We start from the raw sequence: 19,260 nt of genomic DNA, 5'->3' as shown, positions 1-19,260 counted from the left end.
CCCATGACCATGCCCACCCTGGGAAGTTTGCAATGAGCCAAGAAACGATACTCTTCAACCGCCCGTACATGACTGGCAAGGAACTGGATTACATTGCCCAGGCCAAGTTCGGCAACATGCTCGCCGGTGATGGTCCGTTCACCAAGCAGTGTCACCGCTGGCTGGAATCCCACACGGGTTGCAATAAGGCATTGCTCACCCACTCCTGTACCGCCGCGCTGGAAATGGCGGCCTTGCTGCTGGATATCCAGCCCGGCGACGAAGTCATCCTGCCTTCCTATACCTTCGTGTCCACGGCCAACGCCTTTGTGCTGCGTGGCGCGGTGCCGGTTTTCGTCGATATACGTCCCGACACCTTGAACCTGGACGAGCGCCTGATCGAGGCGGCGATCACGTCACGGACCAAGGCCATCGTGCCCGTCCATTACGCCGGTGTGGCCTGCGAGATGGACACTATCGTGGCCATTGCACGTCAGCATGGGCTGGCGGTGGTCGAAGACGCCGCGCAAGGGGTGATGTCTACCTATAAGGGCCGGGCCTTGGGCAGCATCGGAGACCTTGGAGCCTTCAGTTTTCACGAAACCAAGAACGTGATTTCGGGGGAGGGCGGCGCTTTGCTGGCCAATGACCCGGCAATGGCGCTGCGAGCCGAGATCATTCGGGAAAAAGGTACCGATCGCAGTCGATTCTTCAGGGGCGAGGTGGACAAATACACCTGGCAAGAAGTGGGCTCCTCGTTTTTGCCCGGGGAAATGACTGCGGCCTTTCTTTGGGCCCAGTTGGAAGAGGCGCAAGCCATCACCCAGCGCCGCCTGGCGATCTGGGAGCATTACCATGCCGCTTTGGCGGGGCTTGAGCGGCAAGGGTTGCTGCGTCGTCCGATCGTTCCTGAAAATTGCCAGCACAATGCGCACATGTACTACGTGCTCCTGGCCCCTGGTATGGAGCGCCAGGTTGTTCTCGAGGCGCTCAAGAGCCATGCCATCTATGCGGTCTTCCATTACGTGCCGCTGCATTCATCCCCCGGTGGCGCGCGTTATGGGCGTGTGCATGGCTCAATGGAAATCACCGATGGTTATTCCGAGCGGCTGTTGCGTTTACCGATGTGGCTCGGTCTCTCCAAGGATCAACAAGACCGGGTGGTCGATGTGCTCGGCGGCGCTTTGGCAGCCCTTGCCACTTAGCGGCATAACACCGCCGGTTTTTCGACTTCGACTCAGCTGAACGATGTCATCTGAACCCCCAGAGCCCTTTGTTTCCAGGGCCTGGGCCCGCCAGAAAAAAGTTGGTCTGCAAATTGCTTCAGGCTGTGCAACACAGCAGTGGACGGCAAACGTCCGGCATGCAGAGGAACGACAGTGGACAAGTACCTTTATGTGGCAATGACCGGCGCCAGCCAGAACGCACTGGCGCAACGGGCCCATGCCAACAACCTGGCGAACATCTCCACCAATGGTTTTCAGAAAGACCTGGAGCAGGCGCGCTCGATGCCTGTATTCGGTGACAGCTTTCCGGCGCGGGCCTTTGCCCTGTCCGAGCGTCCCGCTACTGACTTCACCCCGGGCGCGCTGGTGGAAACCGGTCGTGACCTCGACGTCGCGGTGAGCGGGCCGGGCTGGATGGCTGTGCAGAACCCCGACGGCGGTGAAAGCTACGTGCGCACCGGTAGCCTCAATGTCGATGCCCTGGGCGTACTGCGGGCCGGCAACGGCATGCCGGTGATGGGCAATGGCGGTCCGATCGCCGTGCCGCCGGAACAGAAAATCGAAATCGGCCAGGACGGCACCATCAGCATTCGCGCCATGGGTGAAGGCCCGCGGGTGATGGCTGAAGTGGACCGCATCAAGCTGGTCAACCCGGACCTCAAGAACATGACCAAGGGCCTGGACGGCTCGATCCGGACCAAGGACGGCCAGCCGGCGCCCATCGATGCCAACGTGCAGTTGGTGTCGGGTTTCCAGGAGGCGAGCAACGTCAACGCCGTGGATGAAATGACTTCGGTGCTGGCCCTGGCCAAGCAGTTCGAGCTCCACGTCAAGATGATGAACACCGCCAAAGAAGGCGATGAAGCCATGGCTCGGGTCTTGCAGATCTAATCATTAATTACAGCGCTGCGCCGAAAAACAGGCGTACGAGGAGAATCGAATGCTTCCGGCTCTATGGGTTGCCAAAACAGGTCTGTCCGCCCAGGACACCAACCTGACGACCATTTCCAACAACCTGGCGAACGTTTCGACCACGGGTTTCAAACGTGATCGCGCCGAGTTCCAGGACCTGCTGTATCAGGTAAAACGCCAGCCTGGCGCCCAGTCGACCCAAGACAGCGAATTGCCGTCGGGCCTGCAAGTGGGTACGGGTGTACGCATTGTCGGCACCCAGAAAAACTTCAACGCCGGCAGCCTGCAGACCACCGAGCAGCCGCTGGACATGGCCATCGACGGTCGCGGTTTCTTCCAGATCCTGCAGCCGGACGGCACCACGTCCTACACCCGTGACGGTACGTTCCACCTCGACTCCAACGGTCAGATTGTCAACGCCAGCGGCTTCGCCCTGGAGCCGGCGGTCATCATTCCGAACGATGCCCAGACCTTTACCGTGGGCCGTGACGGCACTGTGTCCATCACCGTGGCGGGCAACCCGGCCGCCCAGGTGATCGGCAACCTGCAGACCGCCGACTTCATCAACCCGGCCGGCCTGCAAGCGGTGGGCAACAACCTGTTCCTGGAAACCGCCGCCAGTGGCGCGCCACAAATCGGCACCCCGGGCCTGAACGGTTTCGGCACCACGCTGCAGAACACCCTGGAAACGTCCAACGTGAGCACCGTCGAGGAAATGGTCAACATGATCACCACCCAGCGTGCCTACGAGATGAACTCCAAGGTGATCTCCACCGCCGACCAGATGCTCTCCTTCGTGACGCAGAACCTGTAATCACGTCGCACATCGGTAATTACGCAGACAGGGCGGCCTGAGGTCGCCTGCAACACCAAGAGGTAGGGTCATGAAACGCTTCGTATCTGTTCTGGCACTGAGTGGGGTCACCGCGCTGGCGGGCTGTGTCGCGCCGACGCCCAGGCCCAATGACCCGTACTACGCTCCGGTGTTGCCGCGCACGCCGTTGCCTGCCGCCGCCAACAATGGCTCGATCTACCAGGCCGGCTTCGAGCAGAACCTGTACGGCGACCGCAAGGCCTTCCGGGTCGGTGACATCATCACCATTACCCTGAACGAGCGGACGCAGGCCAGCAAGAACGCCAACTCGCAAATGGACAAGACCAGTAATACCAGCGTCGGCCTGACGTCGTTGTTCGGCTCCAGCCTGACCACCAACAACCCGATTGGCAGCAACGACCTGAGCCTCAACGCCGGTTACAACGCCGACCGGGCCACCAAGGGCGACAGCAAGTCCGGCCAGAGCAACAGCCTGACCGGCTCGATTACCGTGACCGTCGCCGATGTGCTGCCCAACGGCATCATTGTCGTACGCGGCGAGAAGTGGCTGACCCTCAACACCGGTGACGAACTGGTGCGCATCGCCGGCATGGTTCGCGCCGACGACATCGCCACCGACAACACCGTTTCGTCCACCCGTGTGGCCGATGCGCGCATCACCTATTCGGGCACCGGTGCCTTTGCCGATGCGAGCCAGCCAGGCTGGTTCGACCGTTTCTTCCTCAGCCCGAAGTTCCCTTTCTAGGTGGCCCAGTTGAATCTTAAGCAGCTGTTGATCGGTGCCCTGGTGATGTCCGCAGCCTTTAGCGCTCAGGCCGAGCGTTTGAAGGACATCGCCAGCATTTCCGGCGTGCGTTCCAACCAGTTGATCGGCTACGGCCTGGTCGTGGGCCTGAACGGCACCGGTGACCAGACCACCCAGACCCCGTTCACCCTGCAGACCTTCAACAACATGTTGTCGCAGTTCGGCATCAAGGTGCCGGCCGGTTCCGGCAACGTACAGTTGAAAAACGTCGCGGCGGTGTCGGTCAGTGCCGACTTGCCGGCGTTCGCCAAGCCCGGCCAGCAAGTGGATATCACCGTTTCGTCCATCGGTAACTCCAAGAGCCTGCGTGGCGGTACGTTGTTGCTGACGCCGCTCAAGGGTATCGACGGCAACGTCTACGCCATCGCCCAGGGCAACCTGGTGGTGGGCGGTTTCGATGCCGAGGGGCGCGACGGTTCGAAGATCACCGTCAACGTTCCGTCGGCCGGTCGCATCCCCGGCGGTGCGTCGGTGGAACGTGCGGTGCCGAGCGGTTTCAACCAGGGCAACAGCCTGACGCTGAACCTCAACCGCTCCGACTTCACCACCGCCAAGCGCATCGTCGACAAGATCAACGACATGCTTGGCCCAGGCGTGGCCCAGGCCATCGACGGCGGCTCGATCCGTGTCACCGCGCCGCTGGATCCGAGCCAGCGTGTCGACTATCTGTCGATCCTGGAGAACCTCGAGGTCGATCCGGGCCAGGCGGTGGCGAAAGTCATCATCAATTCGCGCACCGGCACGATCGTCATCGGCCAGAACGTCAAGGTTTCCCCGGCCGCCGTGACCCACGGCAGCCTGACCGTGACCATCACCGAAGATCCGATTGTCAGCCAGCCAGGGCCATTGTCCAACGGCCAGACCGCTGTGGTCCCGCGTTCGCGGGTCAATGCCGAGCAGGAAGCCAAGCCGATGTTCAAGTTCGGCCCGGGCACGACCCTGGATGAAATCGTCCGGGCGGTGAACCAGGTCGGCGCGGCGCCGGGCGACTTGATGGCCATTCTCGAAGCCTTGAAGCAGGCCGGCGCGTTGCAAGCCGACCTGATCGTGATTTGAGGGGCGAGTCATGGATATGCGCAAGGGCGCTTTGATCAGCGGGGATTCGGGTTCCTACTCGGACTTGAATCGCCTGAACCAGCTCAAGGTCGGCGACAAGAACAGCGACGGCAACCTGCGTAAAGTGGCGCAGGAATTCGAATCGCTGTTCCTCGGCGAAATGCTCAAGTCCATGCGTTCGGCCACCGAGGCCTTGGGCAAGGACAACCCGTTGAACACGCCGGAAGCCAAGCAATACCAGGAAATGTACGACCAGCAATTGGCCGTTTCCATGTCCCGCGAAGGCGGCGGGATCGGCCTGGCCGATGTGCTGCTGCGCCAGATGTCGAAGAACAAGCCACTGGCGCCCGGTGAGGCGGCGACCTTGTCGGCGGCCAAGCAGCAAGAGGCCTTGGACAAGGTCGCCAAGGCGCCGGTCCCGACGCCGGTGGCGGCCGGGACCTTGCCCGCCGACGGTCCGTTGTCGCGCACCAATGGCCAGCGTCCGTTATGGGCTTCGCGGGCCGTGAGTGCGCCGCAAGGCGCCGAGGGCGTCCACCGCAACGACATGGAACTGCTCAACCAGCGTCGCCTGGCCCTGCCGCCGAAACTGGCTGACCGCCTGCTCGCCGGGCTGGTGCCGTCGGCCTCGGCCAATGCCGATGTCCCTGCGCAGAACCTGCTGCCGGATCGCGCCGTCGCCGCCGTCAAGCCGACCACCGGCGAACTGGCCAATGGCGACTGGCTGGCCGCGCTCAAGGCTGCCGAGCCGAAAGGGGACATGCAGGTCTATGGTCGCGCCGTGGCCCAGCCACCGCTGGCACCGGCGCGCAAGGCCTTCCGCGATGCCGATGAATTCGTCAACGCCATGCTGCCAATGGCCAAGGAAGCCGCCGACCGCATCGGTGTCGATCCACGCTACCTGGTGGCCCAGGCCGCCCTGGAAACCGGTTGGGGCAAATCGGTGATGCGCCAGCCCGATGGCAGCAGTAGCCACAACCTGTTCGGCATCAAGGCCAGCGCCAACTGGAAGGGCGATTCGGCACGGGCGATCACCAGCGAATTCCGCAATGGCGCGATGGTCAAGGAGACGGCCGAGTTCCGTTCCTACGCCTCGTATCGCGACAGTTTCCATGACTTGGTCAACCTGCTGCAAAGCAACAGTCGCTATCAAGATGTGCTGAAGTCGGCCGATAACCCCGAACAGTTTGTACGCGAGTTGCAGAAGGCCGGTTACGCCACCGACCCGCACTACGCCAGCAAGATTTCGAACATAGCCCGGCAGATGACGAGTTACCAAAACTACGCTTCTGCAGGCGCCACCACGACTTTATAAGGTCTGAACCATGAGTTTGCTCAATATAGGGATGTCGGGTCTGTCAGCAAGCCAGACTGCCTTGGTGACCACGGGTAACAACATTGCCAACGTCGATACCGCAGGGTATTCGCGTCAGCAGACCGTGCAGACCACCAAGGCCTCGAACCAGTACGGCAACGTGTTCATTGGTTCCGGCACGACCCTGGCCGATGTGCGCCGGGTGTACAACGCCTTCCTTGAAGCACAACTGAAAACCACCACGTCGCTCAACAGCGACGCGGCGGCCTACCAAGGGCAGATCACTCCGCTCGACTCCCTGCTGTCGGACAGCGGCACCGGCCTCAACGGCGCCCTGACCAAGTTTTTCGCCTCGGTGCAGAACGTCAACGCCAAGCCGGGTGACGATGCATCCCGGCAGTTGCTGCTCAGCGATGCCCAGGCCTTGAGCAACCGTTTCAATTCGATTTCCAACCAGTTGACGGAGCAGAGCCAGAACATCAACGGCAACCTGTCGAACATGGTCGACCAGGTCAATAACCTGGCGGCCACCGTTGCGCAGTTGAACAAGAAAATCGCCGAAGTCTCCAATGCCGGCGGCGCCCCCAACGACCTGCTCGATGCACGCAGCGAAACCATTCGCCAACTGTCGACCTTCACCGGCACACAGGTTGTCGAGAACGGCAGCAGCCTGGACATCTACCTGGGCTCCGGTCAGCCGTTGGTAATGGGCAACATCGTCAATACCCTGGAAGCGGTGCCGGACAAGAACGATCCGGGGCGCATGGGCATCCAGCTCAACAGCGGTTCCAGCTCCATGGACCTGACGTCGGTGCTCACCGGCGGCGAGATCGGTGGCCTGATGCGCTACCGCAGTACCGTGCTCGACCCGGCCATGAACGAGCTGGGGCGCGTGGCCCTGGTGGTTGCCGACCAGATGAACAGCGTCCAGGCCTCGGGCATCGACATGAACGGGGCCTTCGGCTCCAACCTGTTCACTAACATCAACAGCGCCACGCAGGTCAGCCAGCGCAGCGTTGCGTCGTTGAACAACAGCGCCGGTTCCGGCAACTTCAACATCGCCATCAAAGACTCCGGCAAGCTGACCACCAACGACTACAAGGTGACGTTCACCAGCGGCACGGACTACACCGTCCAGCGCCTGCCCGACGGCACCTCGATGGGCGCGTTCAACACCGCGACCACGCCACCGCCGGTGATCGACGGTTTTTCGATGACGTTCGCCAACGGCACCGCAGCCGCCGGCGACTCGTTCAAGCTCACCCCGACCCGCGACGCGGCGGCCAACATCAAGACCGAGATGACCGACTCCAAGCGGCTGGCGATTGCCGCGCCGTTGGGCGCCGCCATCGTGCCAGGGGGCAGCGGCACGCTGACCATCCCGGCCAGCGGCCAGCCGAGCATGACCACCAAGCTGGACATCTACGACGCAGCCACCACGACCATCATCCAGAACGGCATCAAGAACTCCATGCCGGTCAAGGTGGTGTTCGGCGCGACGTCCGCCGATGGCACCAGCCAGGCTTATCAATTGCTCGATGCCAAAGGTGTCCAGATCAGCAATGGCACGATCAAGCCCGGCGAAAGCAACACCTTGAGCCTGAGTGTTCCGCTCAAGGACGCCAGTGGCAATCCGATCATGGATTCGTCCGTGCCGCCGGTACAACGCACCGTCACGTTCGACATGTCCATTGCCGGTGCCCCATCCAACGGCGCCTCGATCAATGTCAGCCTCAGCCAGGCCGGCAGCCTGGATAACCGCAACGGTACTGTCCTGGCCGGTCTGCAGACCGCCAAGACCGTCGACACCGGCTCCAGTAGCAAGGGTATTTCCCTGAACGATGCCTACGGCAAGCTGGTGGAAGGCGTCGGCGCCAAGGCCGCCCAGGGCAAGCTCGACAGCGCCGCCACTGGGGCGATCCTGGACAACGCCAAGACCGCTCGCGATTCGCTGTCGGGCGTGGACCTGGATGAAGAAACCGGCAACCTGGTCAAGTTCCAGCAGTACTACACCGCGTCCTCGCAGATCATCAAGGCTGCGCAACAAATCTTCAGCACATTGATCAACAGTCTTTAAGGAGCCGTAGCCCATGCGCATTTCCACCTCTCAGTTCTACGAAAGCACGGCTGCGAACTACCAGAAAAACTTCGCCAAGGTGGTCAAGACCAGCGAGGAAGCCAGCAGCCTGGTGCGCGTGAACACCGCCGCGGATGATCCAGTGGGCGCTTCGCGCCTGCTGCAGTTGGGCAACCAGGCTTCGATGCTTTCCCAATACGAAGCCAACGTCACCACCATCAAGGCGACCCTGGGCACCACCGAAGCGGTCATGACCAGCATTGGCAACGTGCTGCAGCGCGCCAAGGAATTGGCCGTCAGTGCCGGTAACGCCGCCTACACCGACGCGGACCGTAAAGCGGTTGCCTCGGAACTGGGGTCGATCGAAGATCAGTTGCTGAGCCTGATGAACACCAAGGATGAAAACGGTAAGTACATCTTTGCCGGATCGAAGGGCGATGTCGTACCGTTCACTCGTAACGATGACGGCACCTACACCTACAACGGCGACCAGGTGACCCTGGACCTGCCGATCGGCGATACCATGTCGATGGCCACCAACAGCACCGGCTGGGAAGTATTCCAGCAGGCCGTCAACACCAGTCGCACCCAGGTCACCATGACTGCGCCAGCGGTGGATGATGGTCGCGTGGTGCTGACCAACGGCCAAGTCTCCTCCAGCGTGAGCTACAACAGCCAGTTCCGCAGTGGCGAGCCGTACACAGTGGAGTTCGTCAGCGGCACCCAATTGAAAATCACCGACTCGGGTGGCAACGATGTGACCGCCGAAGCCAGCAAGGGCGGGGTCATCGAGCCTAGTAACCAGCTCGGGCAGACGGTGAGCTTTCGCGGCGTCGACCTGACCTTGAACGTCAACCTTCATGCCGGTGACGTTGCGGGCACGATCTTGCCCGGTCATACCTTCACCCTGGCTGCCAAACCCGACTCGTTCACGCCGGCCCGCAGTCCGGGCAACGCCACCGCGACCCAGATCACCAGCAGCGCAATCACCGATCCGACGGCTTACCACGCCAGCTTCCCGACGGGAGCGGCGGTGCTGAAGTTCACCAGCGCCACGGACTTCGACCTGTACGCCGCGCCACTGACCGCCGACAGCAAGCCGGTGTCCAGCGGCACCCTGGCAGGCAACGTCGCCACCGCATCCGGCGTGAGTTTCACCCTCAATGGTGCCCCGGCCGCCAACGATCAGTTCAGCATCGCGGTCAATACCCACGAGACGCAGAACGTCCTGGACACCGTGAACCAGTTGCGGACTGCTTTGAACACGCCGGCCGATGGCGACAACATCGCCATCCAGAAACTGAATGCGTCACTGGCTTCGGCTATCGGTAACCTGGCCAGCGGCACTGACCAGTTGACCAGTGCATTGAGTTCGGTCGGTGGTCGTGGCCAGTCGCTCGATACCCAGAGCGATACCAATCAGAGCTTCGTCCTCGCCAACTCGCAGACCCAGTCGGCGATTCGTGATTCCGACCCGGCCGAAGTGATGACGCGCCTGACCTTGCAGCAGACGATGCTGCAGGCATCGCAGTTGGCGTTCAGCAAAATCACGCAATTGGGATTGTTCAACAAAATCTGATCCAGGGCAGGGACCGTGACGCTATAAGCGGTCCCCGACCGTTCCTTTATACGATTCAGGACGTCCTGCTCTCGCCTGAGTTGACGCCCACCGGTTGAGAGCCAAGCGTGTGAAATCAGCTCCTCTTGTCAGCATTGCCATCCCCGCGTACCACCCACGCTTTTTCCGCCTCGCCTTGCAAAGCGCGCTCGAGCAGACCTACGAGAACCTGGAGATAGTCATCTGCGACGACTGCCGCAGCGATGGAATCGAGCAGATTGTCCAGGAAGTTGGCATGGGTTCCACTGTTGCGGTGCGTTACCTGCGCAACCCGACCCGACTGGGGTTCCAGCAGAATCTGTTGCGTTGCCTTGAAGAGTCCCGGGGCGAGTTCATCAAGTTCCTGTGCGATGACGACCAGTTGCTGGCGTTCTGCGTCAGCCAACAGGCGGCCATCTTGCAGGAGCATCCTAAAGTATCGCTGGTGATCAACAAGCATCATTTAATCGATGCCGACAACTATGCCTTGCCGATCCGCGTTGAAAATACGGGCATCACGCAGTTCGATGCGTTGTTCAACGGCAACGACATGCTGGCGTATTTTGAAAAGACCACCCGGAATATTCTCGGTGGCTTGAGTGGCGCATTGATGCGCCGCACAGATGTCGAGGCCTTGCTGCCAGCGTTGGCGCGGCCCGGTGAAGGCTTCGAGGCTGTCCTCGATTTTGCCTTGTTCATCTGCCTGTTGCGCCGGGGCGATCTGGTCCAGCTTTATGCCGAGGGAAGCGGCCAGCGGTTGCATCCGGAGCGCCTGGCGCGTCAGGCCAAGATGCTTGAAGCGGCCACGGTGGAGCTGACCTGGCTCAAGGAAATGCTCGCCCAGCGCAGTGGCGAGCCGGCGCCAGCCAGTGGCTGGGTGCGTTACCAGTCGCTGGGGCAGCCCAAGGAGCCAGGCGCGCCCGAGTGGGAAGAAATCAACGTCTATTCAGTCATTGCGACTCGCCAGGGCGTCATCGGCTCGCAAGTCGGCACGGACATCGAAAGCTACGCAGACCTCTATGCGCAGTGGCTGACATGTCGACGTTTCAGTCCATTGCGCAAGCAAGTCTTGTCCCGGCAGATTGCCCGCTGGGCCTATCGGCCGATGATCGTTCCCGTCATCATCGATGAGCAGGACGATCCTTATGCGCTGGGTATTACCCTGCAGAGTATCGCTGCCCAAGCCTATGCCTGCGAATCGGTGCTGCTGCTGTCCAATGGGCGCCAGGCTGTGGACAACCATGTCCTGCGCCTTGGCCTGCAAGCGGACTGGGCGCAGCAGCTCAATGGGCTGTTGCCTCAACTGGACGGCGCCGACTGGTTCTATCTGCTGCGTGCCGGCGATCGCTTGACTGAATCGGCACTGCTGATCATGGCCGATCGGATTGTCAGCTCGCCGGCTGCTGCCTGTCTCTACAGCGATGAAGGTGCGCTGGTGGATGACAAGTCGGTGGAGCCGATCTTCAAACCTGACTTCAATCTCGACCTGATGCGCGGTTATCCCTATGTCGGTCGGACACTGGCTTTCGAGCGTGCCCGATTCCTGGCCTCGGGTGGATTCGATTCGAGCCTGGGCGAGCTGGCACCCCATGACTTGATCTGGCAGTTGGTGGAAACGGACGGGCCACAGGTCATTGGCCACATTCCCGAAGTCCAGGTCGAGTCAACGTTTTCGTTTGCCCAATGGCTGTCGTTGCCGCAAGTCATCGAGCAAAACGCCCGGCTGATCGAAGCTCATCTACAGCGTATCGGCGTGCCTTACCGGCTTCACCCAGGACCGCTCCTGGCGCTGGTCCCGCGCATCGAATACCTGTTCGACGAGCGACCCCTGGTGTCGATCGTCATCAGCGTCAAGGATGACCTGGGCGCACTGGAGCGTTGCGTCAACAGCCTGATCAGCACGACCGCGTATCCGCACTACGAGATCATCATCGTCGATAACGCCAGTGAAAACGCCGAGCTGCAGCATTGGCTGCGGGCCATGGCCGAGCTGGGCAGTGAAAAGTTGCGAATACTCCTGCACCCGGGAAGCGACAGCGAAGCGGTGATCCGCAATTTCGCCGTACAGCATGCCCGCGGCGAATACCTGTTGTTGCTCAACCCCAATTGCATCGTGCTGGAAGCCGCCTGGCTGGATGAGTTGCTCAATCATGGGCAACGTCCCGAGGTCGGTATCGTGGGGCCTCGCACACTCAACCAGCAAGGCCGGGTCATCGACTCCGGCATGATCATGGGGCTGGGTGGGTTGGCGGGCAGGGCCTTCGTCAACGAGTCGGTCACGTCTGGCGGCTATATGCAGCGCTTGCAGACGGTGCAGAACTGGAGCGCTGTCGGCGATCACTGCCTGTTGGTGCGCAGGCAGGTTCTGGAGGAAGCCGGTGGGTTCGATGAGTCGATCACGACGCAGCGCATCAACGCTCTGGAGCTATGCCTGCAGGTCGGAAAAAACGGCTACCTGATCGTCACCACGCCTTACAGTGATGTTGTGCTGGTGTCCGGCGTGGAAGCCAGTCGCGATCCTTCGTGGAAGCAGCGGCTGGAGCTCGAACAAGAGGCGTTCTATCAGCGCTGGCTGCCCAGGATCGCCAACGATCCTGCCTACAACCGTAACCTGACCCTGACCGGGAAAAGCTTCAGTCTCGAGCCCGGGCCACGCACCGGCTGGAATCCGCTGATCACCCGCAACGTCCCTTCGATCCTGGGGCTGGCGGTCAATACCTCGGCGGTGGGGCACTACCGGGTCAGCCAGCCGTTATTCGAACTGGAAGCGGCTGGGCGAGTCGTGGGACGTGTTGCCTACGATACGCCTTCGATCATCGACATCGAGCGCCAGTCACCGGATGTGATCATCCTTCAGGGTCGCTATAACGTGGGTAAGTTCAAGGACATCGCTCAAGTCAAGACTTACTCCAACGCCATGCGCATCTACGAATTGGATGACTACATCGCCAGGGTCCCGGAAAAAAACGAACACCGCCGTAATATGCCGGACAACCTCGAGGACTTGCTGCGTCAAGGGATCGGCCTGTGTGATCGGGTCGTGGTCTCGACCCATCCGCTGGCGGACGTCTTGTCCAGCATGCACCACGACATCCGCGTCGTACCGAACATGCTGGCTGCAGGCTTGTGGAACCGGCTCAGAAGCCAGCGTGCAACCTCCGGCAAGCCGCGTATCGGTTGGGGAGGCGGCACTAGCCACCGTGGCGACCTGGAGCTGATCGCCGATGTCGTGCGGGAGTTGGCCGACGAAGTCGAATGGGTGTTCTTTGGCATGTGCCCCGATTTGCTCAAGCCTTATGTCCATGAGTTTCATCCGGGCGTGAGCCTGGCGGCTTATCCGGCGAAGCTTGCCAGCCTGAACCTCGACCTGGCCTTGGCGCCGTTGGAGTTCCATATTTTCAACGACTGCAAGAGCAACCTTCGCCTGCTGGAATACGGTGCGTGCGGCTATCCGGTCATTTGTTCGGATACCGAGGCTTACCGGGGGCACCTGCCTTGTACCCGGGTCCTCACCAACAGCACCGAAGAATGGCTGGAGGCAATCCGTATGCACCTGGCGGATCCGATTGCCAGCTACCGGATGGGCGACGAATTACGTGAAGTGGTGTTGCGCGACTTTATCTTGCGCGGCGATAACCTGCAGTACTGGGCCAATGGTTGGCTACCGGATTGAGAGTTTCAACCTACGAAACTCCCGGTGTCGCTGATGCGGTCACCCCACTTGTTAAGGAATGAATATGCAAAGCAATGTCCCAACAGGATCGACTGCGCCGTTGAGTGAACGGTTTACCCTGGTGCTGCTCGCTCACGACCAGTCGACTGCCCTGCGGCGGGCGTTGCGCCACTACCGCGACAGTTCGTTCGCCGTACTGGTGATCGACTCATCGAACCTGATCGACGCTGATATCACGGTAGCGTTCCCTGGTGTGCAATACCTGCACGCGCCCACGGCCATTGGCTTCGGCGACAAGGTTCGCCAGGCCGTCGAGCGCGTCGCCACGCCTTACCTGGCGATTGCCGAGGTTGAGAGTTTCCTGCTGCCGCCGGCGCTGGAGCAGGCGTTGGGTTTCCTGGAGGCGCACGCTCAGTACAGTGCCTGCCAAGGCTACAGCCTGGCGTTCGAGGCCCATGCCGATCGTGTCGACTATTACTTGCTTGATCGCAAGGGCTGTGAGGATTATTCCGGCCCATCGGCCGAAGCCCGGCTGGCCGTGTTTGCCGAGGATTGCCCGTCCCTGGTGAATGCCCTCACGCGCACTGAAACCCTGCGGCGCAGTTACGCTGCGTTGCCTGCCGGTTTTGATTCGCGGTTGCAGGAGGCCGGCCATTGCTATGGGGTGATGGCGGATGCCAGGGTTCGCTTGCTGGACATCCCTTATGGCCTGCATGAACGTAGCCGCGTGGCGAAGCCACAGAATCTGGTTGCCACGGCGCCAGGTTCCGTGGACTTGCGTGCGGTCGCTGAACAGGAGCGTTTTGCCACGGCCCTGGCCGGTGCCTTCGGTACGGATACCTCGGTGCGGGACTATGCCAAGGCCATCGTCAAGAAACTGGACGAGCGTTCAGTGCCACAGACCAGGAAGCTGTTCGAGTCGATCTGGGATTCGCGGCGTGGCGAGCCGGTGCGTCGTTTCGAACCGACGCAATACGTTGAGATGCCGTTCTATAACCAGGCTTTTTTCGACGTGCTCACTTCGCTGGAGTTCCTGCTGCATGCAGCGCCAAGCGGGCAGGTGCAGTTGAAGGAGCTGGAAGCCGTCATGCTCAGGCAGAAGGAGCTCTCCCGCCCCCAGCGCAACACCAGCGCCGAGCCGCTTGATGAACAGCTGGCGAGGGCTTTCCTGAGCTATGCCTTCAACCAGGATCTGGTGGAGCAACTGCTCGAGGTCATGCAGGCCAAGGGTGACAAGCGCTACGTGCAAATGCTCCAGGCCTGGGAGCAACGGCTCAAGGCGGCGGCGTTTGAAAATACCGCCAGGTTGTTCGACACCACGCACTCCGGTCAATTGCTGCGCTGGCTCGAAGCGCGTGAACCGAGTGCCAGGGAAGCCCAGAAAGTGTCCGAGTACCTGGCTGCTCGCAACGGTGGTCCTACGTTCGGCATTTTGGTCCTGGATTTGGACGCCGACATCTTCAAGATGCAAACCACCTTCGATAGCGTGCTCAATGGCTATTGCCGGGCGTTCAAGATTGTTGTTTTCACCACCGGCGACCTGCCGGCCGAGACGACGCCAAAGCAAGTCCTGCATTTCGTCAAAGTCAACGAAAGCAATTACATCGACAAAATCAATCAGGTGGTCAGCCAGAGCGATTGCGATTGGATGGTCATGGTCGAGGCCGGCGATGAATTGACCCCCGGCGGGCTGTTCCGCGCGGGTGTGGAATTGCTGGCCGCGCCGCAATGCCAGGCCGTGGCAATGGACGAGTTCCAGCGCCAGCCTGACGGGACCCTGGCCGATGTCTTCCGGCCAGGGTTCAACCTTGACTTGCTGCAAAGTGCCCCGGCGTTGATGGCCCGTCATTGGTTGGTACGCCGCGAGACGTTGGTAAGGCTCGGCGGCTATTCACGCGAGTTCAAGAACGCAATGGAGTTCGACCTGTTGTTGCGTCTGATCGAGCAGGACGGCCTGGAGGGCCTTGCGCACCTGGATGAGCCTCTGCTGACTTGCCAGGCGCTGCCGGTGGAAGACAACGCCGATGAGCGCAAGACGCTGCTGCGTCATCTGGCGGTTCGTGGCTATCAGGCCGATGTGGGCGCGGTCGTGCCGGGCACGCATAAAATCGACTACCGCTTTGCCGAGCGCCCCATGGTGTCGATCATCGTCCACGGTGCCTGCGACCTGACGATCCGACAACGCGGCCTGCTCAGCGTCCTGCAGCGCACGCGATATCAGCGCTATGAGGTATTGCTCTGCGCCGCCGCGGCAGACAACGCTGTGCTGCGTACCTGGCTCCAGGGGCAGGGGCACCAGGCAAGTCGTGTTCGCTTGTTGGATATCGAACCAGGCACGGCGACGGGCACATTGATCAACGCGGCCAGCCAGGAGGCCAAGGGCGACTATCTGGTGACGCTGGCGGCAGACAGTGAAGTGGTCAACGTCAACTGGATCGAATCGCTGCTCAACCAGGCCTTGCGTCCGGAAGTCGGCGTGGTCGGTGCCAAGCTGGTCGAGCGCGATGGACGTATCACCCAGGCGGGCCTGATTCTGGGCTTGAACGACGAAGTCGGCTCGGCATTCGTCGGCGAGCCGAAGACTGCCAGAGGCTACATGAACAGGTTGGTCGTCGAGCAGAACTGTTCGGCGGTGTCGTTTGCCTGCCTGATGATTTCCAAGCAACTGTTCGAAGCGGCTGACGGCATAGACAGCGATTTGTTCGACGATGCCTTGGGTGATGTGGACCTGTGCCTCAGGGTTGGCCAGGCCGGTTACCTGACGGTATGGACGCCACATGTGCAGGTTATCCAGTCCGGTGTGCTGGCGAGTACGCCACAGACGCGTGCGGCGCTGCGTGAGAAGTGGTCCGGGGCGTTCGCTCAGGATCGGTTCTATAACGCTAACCTGGCGTTGCAAGGCGCTGGTTTCACCCTGGGTCCGGTGCGCAACGTACCCTGGACCGACTTGTTGGCATAACTCCGCCTTCCGAGGCGAGCCATCGACGCCGGCAGGTAGAACCTGCCGGCGCTCTCGCCCAATTGCACCGCCATCCTCAAGGTTCCTGTCCAGCATCCAATACCGTCGTGGGAAATGACACGGCTTCGTTTGTCATGAAAAAATGCTCCTCCAGGACAAAACGGCGTGACGCATAGGTCATAAAGTGCATCTTCACTGTATTGTATTCCCCGGAGTGGAGGCCTGTTCGTTCGCCTGATAAGGCCTGCGCCCTTGGAAATCAACCATTTTTGACGCGCCCCTGAGCTTTTGGGGGTGAACCTAGTCGCAGTTCATGATCGGGAAGCCATGATGATTGGCATAAAAAGCATAGCGAGTTATGTGCCGACCGCTGGTGTGGATAACTACGCTCAGGGTGCCAAATTCGAGAAGGATGAAGAATTCATCCTTGGCAAGATTGGTTCGGCGTTCCTGCCGCGCAAAGACGCTGACCAGGAAACCTCGGACCTGTGTGTCGAAGCGGTGAATGCATTGTTCGCCAACAACCCGCAGCTTTCGCGCGAATCCATCGACGCGTTGATCGTTGTCACCCAGAACGGTGATGAAGAAGGGCTGCCGCACACGGCCGCCATCGTGCAGGACAAGCTCGGGTTGCCGACCCATGTGGCGGCGTTCGATATATCGCTGGGCTGCTCGGGCTACGTATATGGCATTTATGCCCTGAAAGGCTTCATGGAGGCCGCAGGGTTGAAGAACGGGTTGCTGGTGACCGCCGACCCGTATTCGAAAATCGTCGACCCTGAAGACCGCAACACCACCATGTTGTTTGGCGACGCCGCCACCGCCACGTGGATGGCCGAGGGCGCCAGCTGGCAGTTGGGCAAGGCCAAGTTCGGCACCGATGGTTCCGGCGCGCCACACCTGAAGGTCAGCGACGGGGTGTTTTTCATGAACGGTCGCCAGGTGTTCAACTTCGCCTTGCTGAAAGTACCGGCTCATTTGCACGAACTGCTGGACGAATCCTCATTGCAAGCCAGCGACATCGACGCATTCTGCATCCACCAGGGCAGCGCGGCGATTGTCGATGCCGTGGCGCGACGCTTCGAGGGTGAACCTGAGAAATTCATCAAGGACATGGTCGAGACCGGCAATACCGTGTCGTCGAGCATTCCGCTGCTGCTGGAAAAGCACGTCCTGGATGCTGACTGGAAGCGCGTGGCAATCAGTGGTTTTGGTGTGGGCCTGTCGTGGGGCTCGGCGATTCTCTATCGCGATTGACCCGGTTACGTTCTTCTCAATAGCGCTTCAGGCTGGCCTGTGGCGCTATTTTTTTGCCCGCGACTTAATCCTGCGGTTTCTTGGCGCCATTTTTCAGACCTTGACCCTCCGCTAAACCCTTGTTTTGCAAGGGGTGGCAGTCTGCTAGCAAATTTTTTGAAAAAAGCCCTCAAGCAAGTTCCCAATCCGACGATAACTATTACGAAGGTTCTCTAGGCCACACCCCGGCGGTTGCCAAGGGCCGGAAGCCGCAGTACCCAACCAACGAGGAATTCGTCATGGCTTTAACAGTAAACACCAACACCACATCGCTGAACGTTCAGAAGAACCTGAACCGGGCTTCCGACGCTCTCTCCACTTCGATGACTCGCCTGTCTTCCGGCCTGAAAATCAACAGCGCCAAAGACGACGCCGCCGGCCTGCAGATCGCTACCCGTATGACCTCGCAAATCCGCGGTCAGACCATGGCGATCAAAAACGCCAACGACGGTATCTCCATGGCGCAGACCGCTGAAGGCGCGATGCAAGAGCAGACCAACATCCTGCAACGTATGCGTGAACTGGCCATCCAGTCCCGTAACGATAGCAACAGCGCAACCGACCGTGTCGCTCTGAACAAAGAGTTCTCGCAGATGAGCGACGAACTGACCCGTATCGCCAACAGCACCAACCTGAACGGCAAGAACCTGCTCGACGGTACTGCTAGCACCATGACCTTCCAGGTCGGTTCGAACACCGGTTCTGACAACCAGATCTCCCTGACCTTGAGCGCCAGTTTCGACGCTGCAAGCCTGGGTGTCGACTCGGCGATCACCATCATCGGTTCCGACAGCACCACTGCTGAAACCAACTTCTCGGCCGCCATGGATGCAATCACCAGCGCGATCGACACCATCAACAGTGCTCGTGCTGACCTCGGTGCTGCACAAAACCGTTTCGCCAGCACCATCTCCAACCTGCAGAACATCAACGAAAACGCCAGTGCTGCACTGGGTCGTGTACAAGATACCGACTTCGCTGCTGAAACTGCACAACTGACCAAGCAGCAGACTCTGCAGCAAGCGTCTACCTCGGTTCTGGCCCAGGCCAACCAACTGCCATCCGCTGTACTGAAGCTGCTTCAGTAATAGCTGGATGAGTTTTAGCGGGGGAGTGCGCTTGCGTGCTCTCTCGCTTTTTCCGTTCAAGAGGTGATGGACATGGATATGAGCGTGAAGCTGAACTTGTCTTATCCAGCGGCGAAGCCGGCACCTACAGTGGTCGACAAGCCAGTGGAGAAGCCTCAAGCCGAAGTTGCTACCGTGACCCCGGTGAAGGAAGCTCCTAAGGACGCTGCCGCCGAGCAGGACAAACTCAAGAAGGCCGTTCAGGAAATCGAGAAGTTCGTCCAGTCGGTCAAACGCAACCTGGAGTTCTCTATTGATGAGCCTTCAGGCAAAGTAGTGGTCAAAGTGATTGCCAGTGGTTCCGGTGAAGTGATTCGCCAGATCCCGAACGAAGAAGTTCTGAAACTGGCCAACAGTTTGAATGATGCAAACAGCTTGTTGTTCAGCGCTGAAGCCTGACAAC

Annotated in this window: 13 protein-coding genes; all 13 read left to right on the top strand. The window is 60.4% G+C overall.

What is annotated here, in order from left to right; genetic code table 11:
• Nucleotides 1-32: 32 nt before the first annotated feature.
• The 13 genes from rffA (at nucleotide 33) to BLQ55_RS06550 (ending at nucleotide 19,256) form a co-directional block, all read left to right on the top strand.
• Nucleotides 33-1,184 carry a dTDP-4-amino-4,6-dideoxygalactose transaminase gene (gene rffA / locus BLQ55_RS06610; RefSeq protein WP_092204529.1) on the top strand — a complete coding sequence of 384 codons (1,152 nt, stop codon included), beginning with the start codon at nucleotides 33-35 and terminating at the stop codon, nucleotides 1,182-1,184.
• 174 nt (nucleotides 1,185-1,358) lie between these two features.
• On the top strand, nucleotides 1,359-2,096 hold the full coding sequence (locus BLQ55_RS06605) for a flagellar basal body rod protein FlgF (RefSeq protein ID WP_060738660.1): 738 nt from the start codon (nucleotides 1,359-1,361) through the stop codon (nucleotides 2,094-2,096).
• Between the two features lie 49 nt (nucleotides 2,097-2,145).
• Nucleotides 2,146-2,931, top strand: a complete 786-nt coding sequence (gene flgG / locus BLQ55_RS06600) for a flagellar basal-body rod protein FlgG (protein WP_092204530.1) — start codon at nucleotides 2,146-2,148, stop codon at nucleotides 2,929-2,931.
• A gap of 70 nt (nucleotides 2,932-3,001) precedes the next feature.
• A complete protein-coding gene (gene flgH / locus BLQ55_RS06595) occupies nucleotides 3,002-3,697 on the top strand; it encodes a flagellar basal body L-ring protein FlgH (protein WP_092204531.1) in 696 nt (231 codons plus the stop codon).
• A gap of 45 nt (nucleotides 3,698-3,742) precedes the next feature.
• Nucleotides 3,743-4,813, top strand: coding sequence for a flagellar basal body P-ring protein FlgI (locus BLQ55_RS06590; RefSeq protein ID WP_170847652.1), 1,071 nt, complete (start codon nucleotides 3,743-3,745; stop codon nucleotides 4,811-4,813).
• A gap of 10 nt (nucleotides 4,814-4,823) precedes the next feature.
• Nucleotides 4,824-6,128, top strand: coding sequence for a flagellar assembly peptidoglycan hydrolase FlgJ (gene flgJ / locus BLQ55_RS06585; protein ID WP_092253004.1), 1,305 nt, complete (start codon nucleotides 4,824-4,826; stop codon nucleotides 6,126-6,128).
• Nucleotides 6,129-6,138: 10 nt separating this feature from the next.
• Nucleotides 6,139-8,205 (top strand): flagellar hook-associated protein FlgK, encoded by a 2,067-nt coding sequence (gene flgK, locus BLQ55_RS06580; RefSeq protein WP_092253002.1) that lies wholly within the window; start codon nucleotides 6,139-6,141, stop codon nucleotides 8,203-8,205.
• 13 nt (nucleotides 8,206-8,218) lie between these two features.
• Nucleotides 8,219-9,784: a flagellar hook-associated protein 3 gene (locus BLQ55_RS06575; protein WP_092204534.1), complete on the top strand. Its 1,566-nt coding sequence runs from the start codon at nucleotides 8,219-8,221 to the stop codon at nucleotides 9,782-9,784.
• 109 nt (nucleotides 9,785-9,893) lie between these two features.
• Nucleotides 9,894-13,475: a glycosyltransferase gene (locus BLQ55_RS06570; protein WP_092253000.1), complete on the top strand. Its 3,582-nt coding sequence runs from the start codon at nucleotides 9,894-9,896 to the stop codon at nucleotides 13,473-13,475.
• 64 nt (nucleotides 13,476-13,539) lie between these two features.
• Nucleotides 13,540-16,434, top strand: coding sequence for a TIGR00180 family glycosyltransferase (locus BLQ55_RS06565; protein ID WP_092252998.1), 2,895 nt, complete (start codon nucleotides 13,540-13,542; stop codon nucleotides 16,432-16,434).
• Nucleotides 16,435-16,764: 330 nt separating this feature from the next.
• Nucleotides 16,765-17,691, top strand: a complete 927-nt coding sequence (locus tag BLQ55_RS06560) for a ketoacyl-ACP synthase III (protein ID WP_027912745.1) — start codon at nucleotides 16,765-16,767, stop codon at nucleotides 17,689-17,691.
• Between the two features lie 278 nt (nucleotides 17,692-17,969).
• Nucleotides 17,970-18,818, top strand: coding sequence for a flagellin domain-containing protein (locus BLQ55_RS06555; RefSeq protein ID WP_092204537.1), 849 nt, complete (start codon nucleotides 17,970-17,972; stop codon nucleotides 18,816-18,818).
• A 72-nt stretch (nucleotides 18,819-18,890) separates the two neighbouring features.
• Nucleotides 18,891-19,256 (top strand): flagellar protein FlaG, encoded by a 366-nt coding sequence (locus BLQ55_RS06550; protein WP_003199070.1) that lies wholly within the window; start codon nucleotides 18,891-18,893, stop codon nucleotides 19,254-19,256.
• Nucleotides 19,257-19,260: the final 4 nt, after the last annotated feature.

Source organism: Pseudomonas sp. NFACC13-1 (genome assembly GCF_900104425.1).
GTDB lineage: Bacteria > Pseudomonadota > Gammaproteobacteria > Pseudomonadales > Pseudomonadaceae > Aquipseudomonas > Aquipseudomonas fluorescens_AA.
This window is presented reverse-complemented; position numbering and strand designations above follow the sequence as displayed.